Below are 18240 nucleotides of genomic sequence, written 5' to 3'. Positions count from 1 at the left end.
GGCGAGAAGGTCTAGGACTCGTCGTCGGCGAGCTTGTACCCCAGGCCCCGCACGGTCAGGAGCAGGCTCGGGGAGCCCGGGTCCGCCTCGATCTTGGAGCGGATGCGCTTGACGTGGACGTCCAGCGTCTTGGTGTCGCCGACGTAGTCGGCACCCCAGACCCGGTCGATGAGCTGACCGCGGGTCAGCACCCGCCCCGCGTTGCGCAGCAGCAGCTCCAGCAGGTCGAACTCCTTGAGGGGCAGGGAGACCGCCGCGCCACCCACCGCGACGGTGTGCCGCTCCACGTCCATGCGCACCGGGCCGACCTCGAGGACGGACTCGCCGTCGTCGTCGTGCCCGTTGCTCCCGCTCTCGATGCCGCCGGCACCGCGACGGCGCATCACGGCCCGCATCCGGGCCAGCAGCTCACGGAACGAGTACGGCTTGGTGACGTAGTCGTCGGCACCGAGCTCGAGGCCCACGACCTTGTCGATCTCGGAGTCCTTCGCCGTGAGCATGATGATCGGGACGTCGCCGCGCTGGCGCAGCTCGCGGCACACCTCCGTGCCGCTCAGACCGGGGAGCATCAGGTCGAGCAGCACGAGGTCCGCACCGCCGTCGTCGTACCGTTCCAGCGCGTCGTTGCCGTTCGACGTCGCCACGACCTCGTACCCCTCTCGGGTGAGCTGGTACGTCAGCGGGTCGCGGTAGGACTCCTCGTCCTCGACCACCAGGATGCGCGTCACGCGCCTACCTCCTCGTTCGTCGGGCCGTCCGGCCCGCGGTCTTGGTCTCCGGCACGTCTCCCGGTCGGAGGCGCACCCGTCTCGTGGGAAGCGTCGTCGTCGGTGTCGTCGGGCGATCCGGACGACCCGGCGGGCAGCTCGCCGGCCGGAAGATCGGCGGCAGGTATCCGCAGGGTGAACGTCGAGCCCTTGCCCGGCTCGGACCACACCCGCACGTCGCCCCCGTGGTCGGCGGCGACGTGCTTGACGATGCTCAGTCCCAGCCCCGTCCCGCCGGTGTCGCGGGAGCGTGCCGGGTCGACGCGGTAGAAGCGCTCGAACACGCGCTCCTGCACCTCGGCCGAGATCCCGATGCCCTGGTCGACGACGTCGATCTCCACCAGACCGCCCCGCTCGTGCACGCCGACGCCCACCCGGGTGTTCTCCCCGGAGTAGGACACGGCGTTGTCCAGCAGGTTGCGCACCGCGGTGACCAGCAGGTTGTGGTCCCCGAAGACCACGCAGTCCGCGGACCCGCCCACGGTGATGGTGATGTTCTTCCCCTGCGCGGTCGTGCGGGCCCGGTCGACGGCCTCGTCGACGACGTCGCGCACCGGCACCGGGCGGACCTTCTGCAGCGCACCGGCCACCTGCAGGCGCGACAGCTCGATGATCTCGTGCACCAGGGCGGACAACCGGTGCGCCTCGGACTGCATCCGCGCGGTGAACCGCCGCACCGCGACCGGGTCGTCGGCCGCGTCCTGCACCGTCTCGGCCAGCAGGGCGAGCGCGCCGACCGGCGTCTTCAGCTCGTGGGAGACGTTGACGACGAAGTCCCGGCGGATCGCCTCGACCCGCCGCGCCTCCGTGCGGTCCTCCGCCAGGACGAGCAGCTTGTCGAGGCCCAGCGCGGCGACCCGCACCTGCAGCAGCACCGTGCCGGACCCGATGGGCCCGCGGGGGAGCTCGAGCTCCTCCTCCCGGATGACGCCGTCGCGCCGCACCTCGCGCACCATGTCGACGATCGCCGGGTGCACCAGGGCGTCGTTGCGGACCACACCGAGCGCGTAGGCCGGCGGTGACGCCCGGACGACCTCGTCGTCGTCGTCGAGGACCACCGCCGCGGAGCGCAGCACCGACAGCACCCGCACCAGCCCGCTGTCCAGCTCGGACGCCCCGGTGTCGCTGTCCCGGCGCTGGGCGCGGTCGGAGAAACGGAAGGCGAGGGCAGCGACGAGCCCGACGACGACGCCGAGCACGCCGGCGACGACGGCGGTCGCACCCTGGATGATTCCCTCCACACCCTCAGCCTAGGTCGCGCGAGGCCCCTCACAGCGCCAGGGCGCCTTCTGCTCCCTGACGTGTCGTCCACTGTTCACCTGTGGACCTCGCGACGTTCACCTGAGAGTCTGAGCCGGCTGCAAGAGTTGCTCAGCACCCGCATTCGAGAGGACACCCATGCGAGAGATCTTCGACGCCGAGCTGCAGCAGATCGGTCAGGGACTGGTCGAGATGAGCCGGCTGGTCGAGTCCGCGATCACGCGGGCCGGCGCAGCGCTGCTCGACGGCGAGCACCAGCTCGCCCAGGACGTCATCGCCGCCGACCACGAGATCGACCGGCTCGAGAAGGACCTGGACGAGCGGTGCGTCCACCTGCTCGCCCAGCAGGCCCCCGTCGCGACGGACCTGCGCGTCGTGATCAGCGCCCTGCGCATCAGCGCCACGCTGGAGCGCATGGGCGACCTCGCCCAGCACGTCGCCGAGGTCGCCCGCGGCCGGTACCCCGCGTCGGCCGTGCCGGAGCAGGCACGCGAGACCTTCGTGGCCATGAACGAGGCCGCGATGCTCGTCGCCCGGCGCACCACCGAGCTGCTGGCGACCCGCGACGTCGCGCTCGCGACCGAGGTCGAGCAGGGGGACGACGACCTGGACCAGCTCCACCAGGACACGTTCGCCGCCACGCTCTCGCCGGACTGGACCGGTACCGCGCAGGAGACCGTGGACGTGACGCTGCTGGGTCGCTACTACGAGCGGTTCGGCGACCACGGCGTCTCCGTCGCGCGGCGGATCACGTTCCTCGTCACCGGCGAGTTCGACACCGAGCACGCGGCAGCCGCCACGGACGCCTGAGCACCGTCCCCGCTACGCACTCCGGCCCGCAGGTTCGCGATGAACCTGCGGGCCGGAGTGCGTAGCGGGTGCGGGCTGGCTACTTGCCCTGGTTCGCCACCGCGGCGATGGCGTCCTTCGCGGCCTCGGGGTCGAGGTAGGTGCCGCCCGGGTTGGTCGGCTGCAGCGTCTCCTCGTCGAGCTCGTAGACCAGCGGGATGCCCGTCGGCACGTTGAGCCCGGCGATCGTCTCGTCGTCGACGCCGTCGAGGTGCTTGATGATCGCGCGCAGCGAGTTGCCGTGCGCGGCCACGAGAACCGTCTTGCCGGCCTTCAGGTCCGGGACGATCTCGCCCTCCCAGTAGGGCAGGGCGCGGTCGAGGACCTGCTTGAGGGCCTCGGAGCGCGGGATCGGCTCACCGGCGTAGCGGACGTCCGCGTCCTGGGAGAACTCCGAGCCGAGCTCGATCTCCGGCGGCGGCACGTCGTACGAGCGGCGCCAGAGCATGAACTGCTCCTCGCCGTACTGGTCACGGACCTGCTTCTTGTCCTTGCCCTGCAGGTCGCCGTAGTGGCGCTCGTTGAGGCGCCACGACCGCTTGACCGGGATCCAGTGCAGGTCGGCGGTGTCGAGCGCCAGGTTCGCCGTCATGATGGCGCGGCGCAGCAACGAGGTGTGCAGCACGTCAGGGGCGACGCCGGCCTCCCGCAGGAGGTCACCGCCACGCTTCGCCTCCCCGATGCCCTTCTCGGACAGCGGGACGTCGACCCAGCCGGTGAAGAGGTTCTTGGCGTTCCACTCGCTCTCGCCGTGGCGGAGCAGCACGAGGGTGTAGGTCATGCGTCCATCCTGCCCTGACCGAGGGCGTGGACGCACCATCGGCCGGATCGCGGACGTCGGACGTCCGCGGTCAGGAGCTCGCGCGCTCGAGGACGAAGACCGGGATCTCACGGTCCGTCTTGCGCTGGTACTCGGCGTAGTCGGGCCACGCGGCGACCGAGCGCTCCCACCACACCGCCTTCTCCTCGCCGATGACCTCGCGGGCGACGTAGTCGTGCTTCTCGGGACCGTCCTGCAGCTCGACCTGCGGGTTCGCGACGATGTTGTGGTACCAGACGGGGTGCTTCGGAGCTCCGCCCATGGAGGCGACGACGGCGTAGGCGCCGTCGTGCTCGACGCGCATCAGCGGCGTCTTGCGCACCTTGCCGCTCCTGGCGCCGAGGGTCGTGAGGATCACCACCGGCCTGCCACGCAACGTGGTGCCCTCGGTACCGCCCGAGGCCTCGTACGTCTCGACCTGGTCGGCGGCCCAGGTCGACGGGCTGGGGACATACTCTCCGGTGATCGGCATGTCAGCGACAACGTCGTCGCGCCGCCCCGGCATTCCCCCTACCGCGTCTGGCGCACCTTCGTGGCCTGGGAGTACACGTCGAGCATCGCGGCCGCGGCGCGGTCCCAGGAGAACCGCTCGCTCGCACGACGCGCACCGGCCGCCAGCCGGGCCATCCGCTCGCCGTCGTCGAGCAGGCCCGTCAGCTCACGAGCCCAGGTCCACGGGCTGTGGTCGTCCACGAGGACCCCGGAGACGTCGTCGACGACGACGGTCCGCAGGCCGCCGACGGCGGCGGCCACCACCGGTGTGCCGCAGGCCTGCGCCTCGGCCGCCACCAGCCCGAACGACTCGTTGTGCGACGGCACCGCCACCACGTCCGCCGCCCGGTACCAGTCGGCGAGCTCGGCGCGGGGAACGGGCGGGCGCACGTCCACCCGGTCGGCGACACCGGTCTGGTGAGCGAGTGCCTCGAGCTCGCGGACGGCGGTCGGCCGGCCGCTCGGGCCCCCGAGCACGACCAGGCGCGGCAGCCCCTCGGTTCCTCGGCCCGCGGGGTCCGCGTGGTCGGCCATGACACCGAGCGCCCGCACGAGCACGTCAGGCCCCTTGAGCAGCTGTACACGGCCCGCGAAGAGGACGATCGGGCCGTCCGTCGGCAACCCGAGACGTTCCCTCGCCGCGCGCCGCGCCGTCGCCGGGTCGCCCGGCCCCGGCGAGAACTGCTGCAGGTCGACACCGGGTGCGACCACGTGGACCCGGTCCGGGTCGGCCCCGTAGTACCGGACGAGGTCGTCCGCCTCTTCCCGCGTGGAGGCGACCAGCGCGTCGGAGGCCTCGACCACCTGTTCCTCACCGATCACCCGACCCTGCGGTTCCGGGCTGTCCCCCGGTGCCAGGGCTGCGTTCTTCACCCGGGCCATGGTGTGCATGGTGTGCACCAGGGGGACGTCCCAGCGCTCCCCGGCCAGCCAGCCGACCTGCCCCGAGAGCCAGTAGTGCGCGTGCACGACGTCGTACCAGCCGGCGGGGCGGTGCGCCTCGGCCCGCAGCACGCCCGCCGTGAAGGCGCAGAGCTGGCCGGGCAGGTCGTTCTTGTCGAGGCCCTCGTACGGGCCGGCCGCCACGTGCACGACCCGGATCCCCGGCTCGGCGTCGACCACCCGGGGCTGGGCCGACGTCGTCGCCCGGGTGTAGATCTCGACCTCGGCACCCCGTCGGGCCAGTGCCCGGGACAGCTCCAGGACGTAGACGTTCATGCCTCCCGCGTCGCCCGCGCCAGGTTGGTCCAGCGGCGAGGTGTGCACCGAGAGCATCGCGACCCGCGGCCCGGACGCGGCCCGGCGGCTCACCGTGCCACCAGCACGCACGCCGGCGGGGTCGCCCACCCGGCCCGGTGCACGACCTCGCCGGCACCGGTGCCGGGGACGAGCCGGACGGTGACCAGCTCTCCGGTCCCCTGCAGCGCGACCACCACCAGCTCGCCGTCGTCGGTGGCGAGCACCTCGTGGTGGCGAGGCCAGGCACCGTCGCCGAGCGGGACGTCGACGAGGTGCGTGATCTGCGGCGCCGCGCCGTCGGACACCGCATGGACCGCGAGGACGTCCGAGCCACGGACCCCGACGTGCAGGCGGGTGCCGTCGGCGCTCAGCGTGACGTGCCCACCGAAGTCCTCGCCCGCCACGGCCGCGGGCGCCAGCGGCACGCTGCCGGAGTGCTCCCAGCCGTCACCGGCCGGGACGAGGACGTGCAGGTGCGCGTCGAGCTCGCCGACCACCACCAGGGCGCCGCTCGGCAGGACGACGAGGTGGCGCGGCCCGGCGCCGGCCGGCAGGTGGGCGGCGACGACGTCCTCGTCGGCGTCGTCGGTGGAGGTCTCGCCGGGCAGCGGGTCCACGGGGTACCGACGGATCAGGTCGCCGCCGAGATCGGTGACCAGGACGTGGTCGCCCACCACCGTGACCTGGTGGGCGTGCGGACCCTCCTGGCGGTCGGAGACCGGACCGGAGCCCGAGCCGGCACGGATCGCACGGCGGTCTGCGGCGGGGACGCCGTCGTCGGCCACCTCGAACGCCGCGGCCACGCCGTCGCCGTAGTTCGCGACCCAGACCGTGCGGGGAGTGGCCGCGACGTGGCACGCGTCGTCCCCGCCCGAGAGGGACGAGGCGGCGGTCGACAGTCCGCCGTCGTCGGCCACGTGCAGCGCCGTGAGGCGCCCTGGCGCCGTCTCGGAGACCGCGTAGAGCACCGGGACGTGCGGGTGCAGGGCGAGGAACGACGGCGCCGCGGCCTCGGCGGCGAGCTCCGGGACTCCCAGGGCACCGGAGCGCAGGTCGACGGCGACCCGCCAGACGCCCTCTCCCGCCCCCGGGGTGTCACCCGGCGGGTACGTGCCGATCCACAGGGTCCGCGAGCTCGTCGAGGTCATGGGGCCAGCCTAGGCGCCGGACAGCACCGCGCCCCGGCCGGGACGATCCGACCGGGGCGCAGGCGTCTGGAGGGGGTCAGTGCGCGGCCTCGTAGGCCTCCAGCACACGTCCCGGGATGCGGCCGCGGTCGTTGACCTGGTGGCCGTTGTCGCGAGCCCACTCGCGGATCTTCTGGAGCTGCTCGCGATCGGTCCGACCCCGGCGCGACGCGGACGCGCGCGGAGCGGACCTGGCTGCCGTCCGGCGACCGTGGCCGATCCACTGGGCGAAGGACTCGCGCAGCTCGGCAGCGTGCGCCGCGGAGAGGTCGATCTCGTACGACACACCGTCCAGGGCGAACGTGACCGTCTCGTCACCGTCGCTGCCGTCGATGTCGTCGATCAGCACGACCTGTGTCTTCTGAACCACGCTGTCACCCTCCGGTGTCTCGAAAAACTTGAGCGATTCGAGCATGCACGACCGGAGAATAGAAAGTCAACTCACCACGACGAGTTCGTCATTGCACGGGCGAGTCATTCGACAATTCCTTCGCGACGGTCGACCGCGCCTCGGCGTCATGGCGTTGCAGCGCGGCCCGCTCGTTCCGGTCGGCACGCACGATCTTTCGCATCGCCAACCAGAAGAGGAGGCCGACACCGATGGAGGGTATCAACCCCGCGATCACTGCCCAGAACGTACTCATAGCGGCCCTCTCAGTGAGTCGGCTTGACGAGGGGGAAGAGAATGGTCTCGCGGATCCCTGCACCGGTGAGTGCCATGAGCAACCGGTCGATTCCCATTCCCATGCCGCCCGCGGGCGGCATGGCGAACTCCATCGCGGTGAGGAAGTCGTCGTCGAGCCGCATGGCCTCGTCGTCGCCTGCGGCGGCGAGCAGGGCCTGCGCCTCGAAACGCTGGCGCTGGACGACCGGGTCCACCAGCTCGGAGTAGGCCGTGGCGAGCTCGAAACCGCGCACGTAGAGATCCCACTTCTCGACCTGGCCGGGGACGCTGCGGTGGTCGCGCGTGAGCGGGGAGGTCTCGACGGGGAAGTCGCGGACGAACGTCGGAGCGTGCAGATGGTCGCCCACGTGGTGCTCCCACAGCTCTTCGACGAGCTTTCCGTGATTGACCTTCTTCGGGTCGATCGAGATCTCGACCTTCTCGGCGAGCGCAGTCAGGTGCTCCACCGACGTCTCGGGCGTGATCTCCTCACCGACGGCGGTCGAGAGGGAGTCGTACATCTTGATGTCGGCCCACTCGCCGCCGAGGTCGTACTCCTCGCCGTCCGCCAGCGTGACCAGCGTGGTGCCGAGGACGTCCTCGGCAGCCTGCTGCACAAGATTCCGCGTGAGTTCCGCCATCGTGTCGTAGTCGCCGTAGGACTCGTACGCCTCGACCATCGCGAACTCCGGTGAGTGCGAGGAGTCGGCACCCTCGTTGCGGAAGTTGCGATTGATCTCGAACACCCGCTCGACCCCGCCGACGACGGCCTTCTTGAGAAACAGCTCCGGAGCGATCCTCAGGAACAGCTCCATGTCGTAGGCGTTCATGTGCGTCGCGAAAGGCCGCGCCGAGGCGCCCGAGGCGACCGTCTGCAGCATCGGGGTCTCGACCTCGAGGAAGTCGCGGCGATGGAAGTTCTCCCGCAACGAGCGCATGACTCCGGCCCGCACCCGCACCATGTCGCGCGCGGCGGGGCGCGCGATGAGGTCCACGTAGCGCTGACGGACGCGTGCTTCCTCCGACAGGTCCTTGTGCAGCACCGGCAGCGGGCGCAGCGCCTTGGAGGCCAGCTGCCACGAGTCCGCGAAGACGCTCAGCTCGCCGCGGCGGGACGCCCCGACGCGGCCGTGGACGAACAGGTGGTCGCCGAGGTCGACGTCCGCCTTGAAGGCGCTCAGCGACTCCTCACCGACCACCTTCTGGCTGAGCATCGCCTGCAGCCGGTTGCCCTCGCCGTCCTGCAGCGACACGAAGCAGAGCTTGCCGGTGTTGCGCAGGAACACGACGCGGCCCGCGACACCCACGAGGTCGTCCGTCTCGACGCCGGGCTCGAGGTGACCGTACTCGTCGCGGACGGCGACGATCGTGGTGGTGATCGGCAGGTTGACCGGGTACGCCTCACCGCCCTCGGCGATGATGCGGTCGCGCTTCTCGCGGCGGACGCGCAGCTGCTCGGGCAGGTCGTCGGGCACGGTGGCAGCGGCATTCTCGGGGGAGGTCACCGTCCGATTCTACGGGCGTCGCCACACCGGCCCGCGTCGCTCAGACCAGCGAGACCCGGCGGTTCCAGGAGTGCACGGTCCAGCCGATGCACACCACCGTGATCAGCAGCAGCGACGGCAGGAACCCGATCGGCATCACCTCGGCCGAGGTGCCCGCCATCATCTCCGCGAAAAGGTCGAACCGGACGATCGCGAGCCGTTCGCCGTCGCTCCCGACCGCGAACGGCACGGCGGCGAAGGAGACGAAGGTGAGCACCTGGGTGACGAAGTACACACCGAACCACACGATGACCGGCCCACCGACACCCAGCCGGTTCAGCGGAGCCTGGCTGCCGACGGAGGCCGCGAAGAAGTACTGCACCGGCCAGATCAGGACCAGCACGACCAGAGCGGCCGCGGCGGCGGCGATCCCCCAGACCGGTGCCATCTCGGCGAGCAGCGCCCAGCCTTCACGCAGGGGACGGAACAGGTCACCACGGTCCGTCCCGAGACCGCGCGCCAGCAGCGGTGAAGCGGCCAGGACGAGCCCGACGCTCAGCGCGACCCCGAGGAGCGACACCGCCCAGGCCCAGACGGTCTTGGCCCAGTAGATGGTCGACCCCCGGACGGGGAAGGTGTGGGTGAGGTGGCCCATGCGGCCGTAGCCGGACCGCCAGTAGGCGACGGCCAGCACGATCTGGGCCGCCGGGACGAGACCGAAGGCCGCGGCCACCACGAGCACCAGCCCGAAGGGGGCGAGCGCCGGCCAGCCGGTCGCGGCGAACAGGGCACCGACGGCCGTCACCAGCAGGGCCACCAGCCCCACCAGTCCGAGCATCGCGCGGGTCTGGACGACCTCGTGCTTGAGCAGCGTGATCATGAGCGGTACACCTTCCGGAAGATCTGGTCGAGGCTGGATCCGTGCTCGGCCCGCAGGTCGTCGACCTCACCCTCGAGCAGCACCTTGCCGTGGCGCATGATCACCACCGAGTCCAACGTGGTCTCGAGGTCGTGCACGAGGTGGGTGGCGACGAGCAACGACGACCCCGGCTCCAGGTTGCCGAGGATGCGGTCGAGGATCCCGTCCCGTGCGGCCGGGTCGACCCCGGAGATCGGTTCGTCGAGCAGGAAGACCCGCGCCCGGCGCGCCATGGCGAGCGATACCTGGACCTTCTCGCGCATCCCCTTCGACATCTCCTTGAGCCGCATCGACTCGTCCAGCCCGAAGCCCGCGATCATCTCGCGCGCCTTGGCCGTGTCGAAGTCGGCGAACATGTCGGAGAAGAGGTCGAGGCAGTAGCGCACCCGCACGTGGTCCGGCAGCGAGCTGCGGTCGGGCAGGTACGAGACGAGCGCCTTGGACCGCGGACCTGGCGCGTGTCCGCCCACCCGCACCTCGCCGGTGTAGTCGGCGTAGAGCCCGGCGAGCGTCTTCAGCAGGGTCGACTTGCCGCAGCCGTTCTCACCCAGCAGGCCGATGATCCGCCCCGCGGGCAGCTCCAGGTCGAGATCGTCGAGCGCGGTGCGGGTGCCGTAGCGGACGGTGAGGCCACGGACGCTCACCAGCGCGTGCTCAGACGTCATCGTGGCCTCCTCGGGCGCCATCGGCAGGGGTGTGGTCGCCATGGGTCCATCTCTCCTCGATCAGGTGGAGCGCCTGCGCCGGGCGCATGCCCAGCCCTCGCGCTCGACGGATGAAGTCGTCGGCCGCCACGTGGGCGAGCTCGGCGCGGATCGCGTCGATCCGCTCCTCGTCGGAGGTGACGAACCGGCCGGCGGTCCGCTCGGAGCGGCAGAGCCCACGCCGCTCCAGCTCGGCGAGCGCACGCTGGACGGTGTTGGGGTTGACGCCGAGCTCGGAAGCGAGCTCGCGGACCCCCGGGATCCTGCTGCCCGCCGCCCACTCCCCGGTGACGATGCGCCGGGAGAACTCGGTGACCAGCTGGCCCCAGATGGGTGCACCGGTGTCGAACTCCACGCCCACCTCCTGTGTTGCTGTACTAAGACCTTAATACACTAACACAACCCCATCCCCTCCTCTCCCCCTCACCCACAGCGGGAGGGATGGCGACCCGCGGCGGGAGGGGCCCTGGGGACTGCGGCGGGTACCGTGACGCCGTGAGCACGCCCCAGAGCCCTCGGCCCCACGAGTCCCCGGCCACCGAGCCCTCCGCCGGCGAGTCCTCGTCCGTCGCGGCCCCGTCCGCCGTCGAACCGGGACTCGACCCTGCCTGGATCACCCGGACCGTCGAGATCGCGCTCGCGGAGGACCTCGGCCCCGCACCGGGCCGGGACGTGACCACCCAGGCGACCGTCCCGCCGTCGGCCACCGGTACCGCTGAGCTGGTCGCCCGCGAGGAAGGGACCGTCGCCGGCCTGGTCGTGGTCGTCGAGACGTTGCGACAGACCGCCGCCCGGCTCGCCCTGCCGACCCCCGAGGTGACCTTCCGGGCCCAGGACGGCGACGCCGTCGTCCCCGGGCAGGTCCTCGCCACGCTCACCGGCCGCACCCAGGTGCTGCTCGTCGCCGAGCGCACCCTGCTCAACCTCGCCTCCCGCGCCTCCGGGGTGGCCACCGCCGCGGCGGCGTTCAGCCGCGAGCTCGCCGGCACGGGAGCCCAGGTCCTCGACACCCGCAAGACCACGCCAGGGCTCCGGGCCCTCGACAAGTACGCCGTCCGCGCCGGGGGCGGCACGAACAAGCGGATGGGCCTCTACGACGTCGCGATGGTCAAGGACAACCACGTCGTCGCCGCCGGTGGCGTGGCCGCCGCGATCCGCGCGGTCCGGACCACGTTCCCCGACGTCCTGGTCCAGGTCGAGGCGGACACCACCGCCCAGGCCATGGAGGCCCTCGACGCCGGGGCCGACTTCCTGCTCCTGGACAACATGACCACCCCGGTGCTCGCCGCCACCGTGACCGCCGTCCGGGAACGCCAGGGGCGCGACGGCGTGGCCGAGCACGTCGAGCTCGAGGCCACCGGCAACCTCACGATCGACCGGGCGCGAGAGGTGGCGTCGACCGGGGTGGACTACCTGTCGGTCGGTGCGCTGACGCACTCGGCGCCGATCCTCGACCTGGCCCTCGACCTGCAGGGCTGAGCGCTCCCCCCGGGCCGAGCGCTACCGCACGACGAGGGTGCCGTCGGCGGCCAGCGACGCCGTGACCCTCCGCTCCCACGCGGGGTCACGGTCCGGGAAGTCCGTCCGGAAGTGCCCGCCACGGCTCTCCGTCCGCACCCAGGCGGCGCGCACCAGCGCCCGCGCGACCTGGTGGACGTTCGTGGTCTCCCACTCGGCCGCCTGCGGCGCCGCGACGACGTCCGCCTCCCGGTGCGCCGCCGTCGTCACCCCGGCCAGCGCGGCGTCCGCGCGGGCCGACGACTCCGCCGACCGGACCGGCCCCGCGCCCTCCGAGGCCGCTCGCTGCACCCTCGACCGGGCGACCGCCGCGACCAGCGCCGACTCCCCGGGCCGGTCGACGACCTCCGGAGCCCTTGCCAGCTCGCCCGCCTCGAAGCGCCGGACGACGTCGGCAGCCGCGCGGTGCGCGAACACCAGCCCTTCGAGCAGCGAGTTGGAGGCCAGCCGGTTGGCGCCGTGCACGCCGGTGCGGGCCACCTCGCCGACCGCGTAGAGCCCCGGCACCGATGTGCGGCCGTGCAGGTCCGTGACGACACCGCCCGAGTGGTAATGCTGAGCCGGAGCCACCGGTACCGGCTCCTCGGTCCAGTCGATCCCCATCCCGAGGAGCCGCGCCGTGATGCCGGGGAAGCGGCGCCGCAGGAAGTCGGCGCCGAGCGCGCGGGCGTCGAGCAGCACGTGGTCCGCCGTCGTGGCCGCCATCTGTCGCACGATCGCGTGCGCCACGACGTCCCGCGGGGCGAGCTCCGCCATGGGGTGCGCGTCCGGCATGAACCGGTACCCGGCGACGTCCAGCAGCAACGCCCCCTCGCCACGCACCGCCTCGCTGATGAGCGGCAGCTGGCCCCGCGCTCCCGCCCCGAGCCACAGCACCGTGGGATGGAACTGCACGAACTCGAGGTCGGCGAGCTCGGCACCGGCCCGCAACGCAGCGGCGATGCCGTCCGCCGTGGCCCCCGGCGGGTTGGTCGAGGAGCGGAAGACCTGCCCCACTCCCCCGGTCGCCAGCACGACCGTCGGCGACAGCACCGCGCCGACACCGTCGCGCGACCCCTCGCCGCGGACGTGCAGCGTCACGCCGGCGACCGGCCCCGGACCCTCCGACGACGGCGCCCCGGTGAGGACGTCGAGGACCAGCGCGTTCTCGATCACCTCGATGCCGGGATCGTCCCGGACCGCCTCGATCTGGGCGACCAGCGCGCGCGATATCTCAGCCCCCGTGGCGTCACCGCCGGCGTGCGCGATGCGGTCGGCCCGGTGACCGCCCTCCCGCGTGAGCGCGATGCCGCCGTCGTCCGCCCGGTCGAACGTCGCACCGCGGGCGACCAGCTCGCGCACCCGGTCGGGACCCTCGGTCACGAGCACCTCGACGGCGGCCGGGTCGCTCAGGCCCCCGCCGGCGACGAGCGTGTCGTGCTGGTGCGCGGCCGGGGTGTCGTCCGGGTGCAGCGCCGCCGCGATCCCGCCCTGCGCCCACACGGTCGACCCGGAGAGCAGGGCGGCCTTCGTCACCAGCAGCACGTGCGGCACCCGGGTGCGCAGCTCGAGCGCTGCGGTCAGCCCGGCGATGCCGGAGCCGACGACGACGGCGTCCGCGTGCGCCGTCCAGCCCGCAGCGGGTGCGGCGAGGGTGCGAGCGAGCCGGGCCTCCCTCACCGTGCGGCGAGGGGGATGCCGGAGCTGACCAGCCCGAAGCCGTCCGGGACCTGCCCCGGGTCGTCGTCGATCTGCACGATCCGGTTCTCGCCGTCGACGAACACCACGTGCGGCAGGAAGCTGCGGGCGTCGGCGTCCGAGAGCATGCCGTAGGCGATGATGATGACGGTGTCACCCGGGTGCACCAGGTGCGCGGCGGCGCCGTTGATGCTGATCTGCCCGGAGCCCGCCTCCCCGGGGATGACGTAGGTGGTCAGCCGGGCGCCGTTGTCGACGTCCACGACGTCCACCTGCTGGCCGGGGATCAGGTCCGCGGCCTCGAGCAGGTCCGTGTCGACCGTGATCGATCCCACATAGTGCAGGTCCGCCTGGGTCACGGTGGCGCGATGGATCTTGCCGATCATCATCGGGCGCTGCAGGGACGCCGGGCGGCGCGAGGACGCGGACGGGCTGTGCCCGGGGGCGCCGTGCGTGCCGGCGGACGGTGCGGTCTGGTCAGTCACGGGATGCCTCCTGGCCTGGAGGTTCGTTGCCGTCGGAAGGCGCGACGACGTCCACGGCCTGGTTGTCGATCAGTCGGGTGGTCCCCACGCGCGCCGCGACGAGCAGGAGCGCGGGTCCGGTGTGCTCGGGGGGAACCTCCTCCACGGTATCCGGGTCGACGAGCGCGAGGTAGTCCACCACAACGTCGGTGGCCTCGTTGAGGATTCCCGAGGTGGTCGCCCGCACGGCCGCGGCACCCGCCCCGTCGGTCGCCTGCTGCTCCCCGGCGCGCAGCGCGCGGGACAGCGCGAGCGCGGAGTCTCGCTCCTCGGCGGACAGGTAGGCGTTGCGCGAGGACAGCGCGAGGCCGTCCTCGTCGCGCCGGGTCGGCACGCCGACGACCTCGACGTCGAGGTCGAGGTCACGCACCATGCGCCGCACCGCGAGGAGCTGCTGGGCGTCCTTCTGGCCGAAGAGCGCGACGTCGGGGCGCGTCTGGTGCAGCAGCTTGAGGACCACGGTGAGCACGCCGTCCAGGTGCCCGGGACGGAAGGCCCCCTCCAGCACCTCACCGATCTGACCTGCGCTGACACGGACGACCGGGTCGCCGTCGGGGTAGACGACGTCCGGCGTGGGTGCGTAGACGACGTCGGCGCCCGTCTCGGCCAACAGCGAGACGTCCCGGTCCAGGTCCCGGGGATAGGCGTCGAGGTCCTCGCCGGCGCCGAACTGCAGCGGGTTGACGAAGACGGTCACGAGGACCTGACCGCCGGGCCCGGCCTCCGCCCGGGCGCGGCGCACCAGGTCGAGGTGGCCCTCGTGCAGCGCCCCCATCGTCATGACGACGGCGCGGCGGTCGGTGGCGGCCGGTGCGGTGAGTGCCCACATCGCCATGGCGTCGCGCAGGTCGGCGCGGGTCCTCACGATGGTGGGCCCCGACGGCCCGGGGCCGTGCTGCGACGCCGTCTCTCGTTCTGCGGGGGTCGTCATTCCTTCTCCTGGGGTGGTGCACCGAGGACGTCGAGCAGCGTGCGCGCAGCGTCCTCGTCGATACGGTGGCTCGCGAGCGCACGCCGGGTGGCGCCCCTCGCGAGCTGCATGTAGCTGTCCGGGACGTCGGTGGCCCCGGTGCGGGCGGCGAGGTCGCCGAGGACCTCGAGGTGGGTGGCCACGGTCCCCACGTCACCGCGCGACACCGGCCCGGTGAGGGCCGCGATCGCACCGGGCCCGACGCCGTCACGGACGTCCGCGGACCGGGTCGCGCCGTCGAGCGCCGCGCCGAGCAGCGGGGCGAGCAGCCTGCCCGGCCGGTCGATCCCGGCGGCCTCCAGGGCCTGCGCGGCCTGCGCGACGAGCACGACCAGGTGGTTCGCGCCGTGGGCGAGGGCCGCGTGATACAGGCCGCGGGCGCTCTCGTCGACGACCACGGGCTCACCCCCGATCTCCACGACCAGCGCCTGCCCGATGGGGAGCACGGGCCCCGGCGCCGTGACCGCGAACGTGCAGCCGATCAGGCGCGCGAGATCGAGCGAGGTCCCCGTGAAGGTCATCGCCGGGTGGATCGCCAACGGGATCGCTCCGGCGCTCTGCGCGGGAGCGAGCACGTCGGTGCCGTAGCGGCCGGAGGTGTGCGCCACGATCTGCCCGCCCTGCCAGGCCCCGACCTCCGCGAGCCCGGCGACCAGGTCGGCCAGCGCGTCGTCCGGGACCGCGAGCAGCACCAGCTCGGCGCGCTCGACGACGTCGGGGATCTCGAGGTTCTCCACCCCCGGCAGGAGCGTCGCGATCCGTTCGCGCGAGTCCTCCGAGACGCCGCTCGCCCCCACGACCGCGTGCCCCGCCGAGCGCAGCGCGCTGCCGAGGACCGCGCCGACGCGCCCTGCCCCGAGGACACCGACGCCGAGGCGGCCCGGTCGCGCACCTCCCACCGGGCCGTCCGACAGCGGCAGGCTCACGCGTCGCCCTCGCTCGTCGGGCGGGCGGCGGGTGCGTCCGACCGCTCGGCCACCGGCTCGCCGGTCGGCTGGTCGGTCATCTGGCGGTCCGACTGGTCGGTCGGCTCGGCGGCCGCCGCGACCGCGGCGACGGTCTCCATCCAGCGCTCCGGTGTCTGCTGCGCACGGGCGGTGCGGGCCCGCACCGCCTGGGCGTCGATGAGCCGCGCCGCGTCGGGCGCGTCGAGGTGGTGCACGGCGGGACTGATGGGCCCCGGGGTGGAGTGCACGGTGAACGAGGCCACCCCACGACGTCGCTGCCACGGGCCCTGCTGGAGGCCCAGCGACTGGGTGCGCTCGTGCGGCACGACGGTGAGACGGCGGGTCAGCCGGCCCCCACGCAGCAGCAGAGCCCGGTCGGTGACGGCGAAGCCGTTGCGGCGCCAGGTCAGCGGGTCCAGGATCAGCGCCCGGCGCGGGCTCGTCGTGAAGCTGCGGTCGGTGCGGGCGTCGCCCGTCAGCCCTTCGTCGACGAGCGCTGCGGGGTCCGGCGTGCCGAGGTCGGGCAGCACGAGCCACATCGCGGTGAGTGCCTCCTGCCGCGGGCCCACGGGCAGCAGCACGCTCTGCGTGCCCTCGCTGCCCTCGACGCCGTAGCCCGCCACGTTCACCTTGATCCGCCACCAGTCCTTGCCGCGCCACCAGAGGCCCTGGCTCAGCTCGATGGCCTGCACCCGGCCCGGCGGGATCGTCTGGGAGCGGGTCTCGAGCAGACCGTGCCGCAGCCGGATGCCGTCGGGCGACACCGCGGCCCGGAACCCGAACTCCCCGGCGAACCGGTTGAACAGGAAGGTCCCCACGCCGAGGACGGCGGGCAGCAGCGAGAACAGCAGACCGACGTTGCGCGTCAGGGCCACGACGACGCCCAGCCCGACGAACAGGATCAGGGAGACCCAGACCGCAGGCAGCCGCACGAGGGAACCCAGCAGGCGGGCAGGCGGCACCTCGTACACCTGGTTCTCCGGGGCCTCGACAGCCACCAGGGGCACCTGCCCGTCCGGCCGGCCGTCACCGGAGCCTGGCTCGGCCGCCGCTGCCCGTCCGGCACCCGGTTCGGCCGACGAGGTGTCGGCCGCGTCCGCCGGGTCCGGCACGGCGGGTGCCGGTCCTGACCTGCGCGCCTTCACCCCGGCCGCCCGGGCGAGCAGGTCGGCGCGCAGGGCCGTGGCGTCGTCCAGGCGAAGGAACCCGATCGCGACCGCCGAGTCCGACCCGCCGGCGACCTCGAGCGTGAGCTCGGCCAGGCCGAAGAGCCGCGCCAGCAGCGGCTGGCGCACGTCCACCGCCTGCAGGCGGTCGAGCCTCGCGTGCCGCTGCTGCCGGAACAGGATGCCCTTGCGCAGGTGGGCGGCGTCGTCGTCGACGGCGAAGGAGGTCATCCGCCAGGACAGGGCGGCGAACCCGAAGACCACGGCCAGCACGCCGAGGATGCCGAGGACGAACACCCACCAGACCTGGGCGACGTCGTCGACGAGCTCGCCGTACGGGATCCCCTCGAAGCTCTGCTGCGTGACCACGAAGAGCAGGGCGACGATGATCGCCCATCCCCGCACGAACGGCGTGACCGGGTGGACACGGCGCCACTGCAGGCCCTCGTCGGGGACCGCGGCGGACCCGGAGGGCGTCGGGCGCTGCTGCTCCGGGACGGGAGCGTGACCGCTGTCGCTCACAGGCCGGCCAGCTTCGCCTCGCCCCGCGCGGTGAGGCGGTCGCGCAGCCGCTCCGCCTCGACCGGGGGCAGGCCCGGGATGACCGCGTCGGTGCTGGCTGCCGCCGTGTGCAGCTGCACCTTGGCGATCCCCAGCTTGCGGTCGAGCGGACCTGCCTGGACGTCGACGAACTGCATGCGCCCGTAGGGGACGACGACGAGCTGCCGGAAGAGGATGCCCTTGCGGATCAGCAGGTCGTCGTCGCGCTCGGCGTACCCGATCGCCCGCACCTGCCGCGGCACCAGCAGCACGGCCCACAGCAGGATCGCCGCCAGGAAGCCCGCGGCGAGCCAGACCCACGGCGTCACGAGCACGGCCACCGCGGCGCAGGCCAGGATCGGCAGGCCCAGCGTCAGGCCGAGGACCACGAGGCGCGCCGTGGTGAGGCGCGGCGACACGCGGTCCCAGGCGATGCCCGGCGGGTCGAACGGGCCGGTGATGCCTTCGACCGGATCGGGATCCACGGGGAGGTCGAACGAAGTCATGGCGCCA

General features: G+C 72.9%; 20 protein-coding genes. 2 read left to right on the top strand and 18 right to left on the bottom strand.

Annotated features, from left to right (window positions below; genetic code table 11):
• Nucleotides 1-11: 11 nt before the first annotated feature.
• The gene (locus HDG69_RS09150; protein ID WP_171783487.1) at nt 12-728 is read right to left on the bottom strand and encodes a response regulator; all 717 of its coding nucleotides are present in this window, start codon (nt 726-728) and stop codon (nt 12-14) included.
• Nucleotides 725-2008: an ATP-binding protein gene (locus HDG69_RS09145; protein ID WP_171783486.1), complete on the bottom strand. Its 1284-nt coding sequence runs from the start codon at nt 2006-2008 to the stop codon at nt 725-727. Before HDG69_RS09145 ends, HDG69_RS09150 begins: the two co-directional genes overlap by 4 nt.
• 157 nt (nt 2009-2165) lie before the next feature.
• Here HDG69_RS09145 and phoU point away from each other — a divergent pair, with 157 nt between their 5' ends.
• Nucleotides 2166-2837: a phosphate signaling complex protein PhoU gene (gene phoU / locus HDG69_RS09140; protein ID WP_171783485.1), complete on the top strand. Its 672-nt coding sequence runs from the start codon at nt 2166-2168 to the stop codon at nt 2835-2837.
• A gap of 79 nt (nt 2838-2916) precedes the next feature.
• Here the strand turns inward: phoU and HDG69_RS09135 are convergent, their stop codons facing one another.
• The 10 genes from HDG69_RS09135 to HDG69_RS09090 form a co-directional block, all read right to left on the bottom strand.
• Nucleotides 2917-3657 (bottom strand): phosphoglyceromutase, encoded by a 741-nt coding sequence (locus HDG69_RS09135; protein WP_171783484.1) that lies wholly within the window; start codon nt 3655-3657, stop codon nt 2917-2919.
• Nucleotides 3658-3727: 70 nt separating this feature from the next.
• A complete protein-coding gene (locus HDG69_RS09130) occupies nt 3728-4168 on the bottom strand; it encodes a nitroreductase family deazaflavin-dependent oxidoreductase (protein WP_171783483.1) in 441 nt (146 codons plus the stop codon).
• Nucleotides 4169-4206: 38 nt separating this feature from the next.
• Nucleotides 4207-5463 (bottom strand): D-inositol-3-phosphate glycosyltransferase, encoded by a 1257-nt coding sequence (mshA, locus tag HDG69_RS09125; protein WP_171784001.1) that lies wholly within the window; start codon nt 5461-5463, stop codon nt 4207-4209.
• A gap of 32 nt (nt 5464-5495) precedes the next feature.
• On the bottom strand, nt 5496-6575 hold the full coding sequence (locus HDG69_RS09120; RefSeq protein ID WP_171783482.1) for a lactonase family protein: 1080 nt from the start codon (nt 6573-6575) through the stop codon (nt 5496-5498).
• Between the two features lie 76 nt (nt 6576-6651).
• Nucleotides 6652-6984, bottom strand: a complete 333-nt coding sequence (locus tag HDG69_RS09115; RefSeq protein WP_171783481.1) for an Lsr2 dimerization domain-containing protein — start codon at nt 6982-6984, stop codon at nt 6652-6654.
• Between the two features lie 88 nt (nt 6985-7072).
• On the bottom strand, nt 7073-7258 hold the full coding sequence (locus HDG69_RS09110; RefSeq protein ID WP_171783480.1) for a hypothetical protein: 186 nt from the start codon (nt 7256-7258) through the stop codon (nt 7073-7075).
• Nucleotides 7259-7268: 10 nt separating this feature from the next.
• Nucleotides 7269-8783, bottom strand: coding sequence for a lysine--tRNA ligase (gene lysS, locus HDG69_RS09105; protein WP_171783479.1), 1515 nt, complete (start codon nt 8781-8783; stop codon nt 7269-7271).
• 40 nt (nt 8784-8823) lie between these two features.
• The gene (locus HDG69_RS09100) at nt 8824-9642 is read right to left on the bottom strand and encodes a hypothetical protein (RefSeq protein ID WP_171783478.1); all 819 of its coding nucleotides are present in this window, start codon (nt 9640-9642) and stop codon (nt 8824-8826) included.
• Nucleotides 9639-10388 (bottom strand): ABC transporter ATP-binding protein, encoded by a 750-nt coding sequence (locus tag HDG69_RS09095; RefSeq protein ID WP_246256399.1) that lies wholly within the window; start codon nt 10386-10388, stop codon nt 9639-9641. Before HDG69_RS09095 ends, HDG69_RS09100 begins: the two co-directional genes overlap by 4 nt.
• Nucleotides 10336-10740, bottom strand: coding sequence for a GntR family transcriptional regulator (locus HDG69_RS09090; RefSeq protein ID WP_171783477.1), 405 nt, complete (start codon nt 10738-10740; stop codon nt 10336-10338). Before HDG69_RS09090 ends, HDG69_RS09095 begins: the two co-directional genes overlap by 53 nt.
• 257 nt (nt 10741-10997) lie before the next feature.
• On the opposite strand from HDG69_RS09090, the gene nadC reads away from it, so the two are divergent.
• The gene (gene nadC, locus HDG69_RS09085) at nt 10998-11864 is read left to right on the top strand and encodes a carboxylating nicotinate-nucleotide diphosphorylase (RefSeq protein WP_343036404.1); all 867 of its coding nucleotides are present in this window, start codon (nt 10998-11000) and stop codon (nt 11862-11864) included.
• A gap of 21 nt (nt 11865-11885) precedes the next feature.
• Here the strand turns inward: nadC and HDG69_RS09080 are convergent, their stop codons facing one another.
• The 6 genes from HDG69_RS09080 to HDG69_RS09055 all read right to left on the bottom strand — a co-directional run bounded on the left by HDG69_RS09080 (nt 11886) and on the right by HDG69_RS09055 (nt 18233).
• Complete coding sequence (locus HDG69_RS09080) at nt 11886-13562, bottom strand: L-aspartate oxidase (protein WP_171783475.1); 1677 nt, start codon at nt 13560-13562, stop codon at nt 11886-11888.
• A complete protein-coding gene (gene panD, locus HDG69_RS09075) occupies nt 13559-13969 on the bottom strand; it encodes an aspartate 1-decarboxylase (protein WP_246256482.1) in 411 nt (136 codons plus the stop codon). The genes HDG69_RS09080 and panD overlap by 4 nt, the downstream gene beginning before the upstream one ends.
• 88 nt (nt 13970-14057) lie before the next feature.
• The gene (gene panC / locus HDG69_RS09070) at nt 14058-15035 is read right to left on the bottom strand and encodes a pantoate--beta-alanine ligase (protein ID WP_171783474.1); all 978 of its coding nucleotides are present in this window, start codon (nt 15033-15035) and stop codon (nt 14058-14060) included.
• Nucleotides 15032-16000, bottom strand: a complete 969-nt coding sequence (locus HDG69_RS09065; RefSeq protein ID WP_343036352.1) for a Rossmann-like and DUF2520 domain-containing protein — start codon at nt 15998-16000, stop codon at nt 15032-15034. The genes panC and HDG69_RS09065 overlap by 4 nt, the downstream gene beginning before the upstream one ends.
• The gene (locus tag HDG69_RS09060; protein ID WP_171783473.1) at nt 15997-17709 is read right to left on the bottom strand and encodes a PH domain-containing protein; all 1713 of its coding nucleotides are present in this window, start codon (nt 17707-17709) and stop codon (nt 15997-15999) included. The genes HDG69_RS09065 and HDG69_RS09060 overlap by 4 nt, the downstream gene beginning before the upstream one ends.
• A complete protein-coding gene (locus HDG69_RS09055; RefSeq protein ID WP_171783472.1) occupies nt 17706-18233 on the bottom strand; it encodes a PH domain-containing protein in 528 nt (175 codons plus the stop codon). Before HDG69_RS09055 ends, HDG69_RS09060 begins: the two co-directional genes overlap by 4 nt.
• Nucleotides 18234-18240: the final 7 nt, after the last annotated feature.

Source organism: Isoptericola halotolerans, from assembly GCF_013149785.1.
In the GTDB taxonomy this organism is placed as follows: Bacteria; Actinomycetota; Actinomycetes; order Actinomycetales; family Cellulomonadaceae; genus Isoptericola; species Isoptericola halotolerans.
The sequence above is the reverse complement of the archived record's forward strand: the minus strand, read 5'-3'. Positions and strand labels throughout refer to the sequence as shown.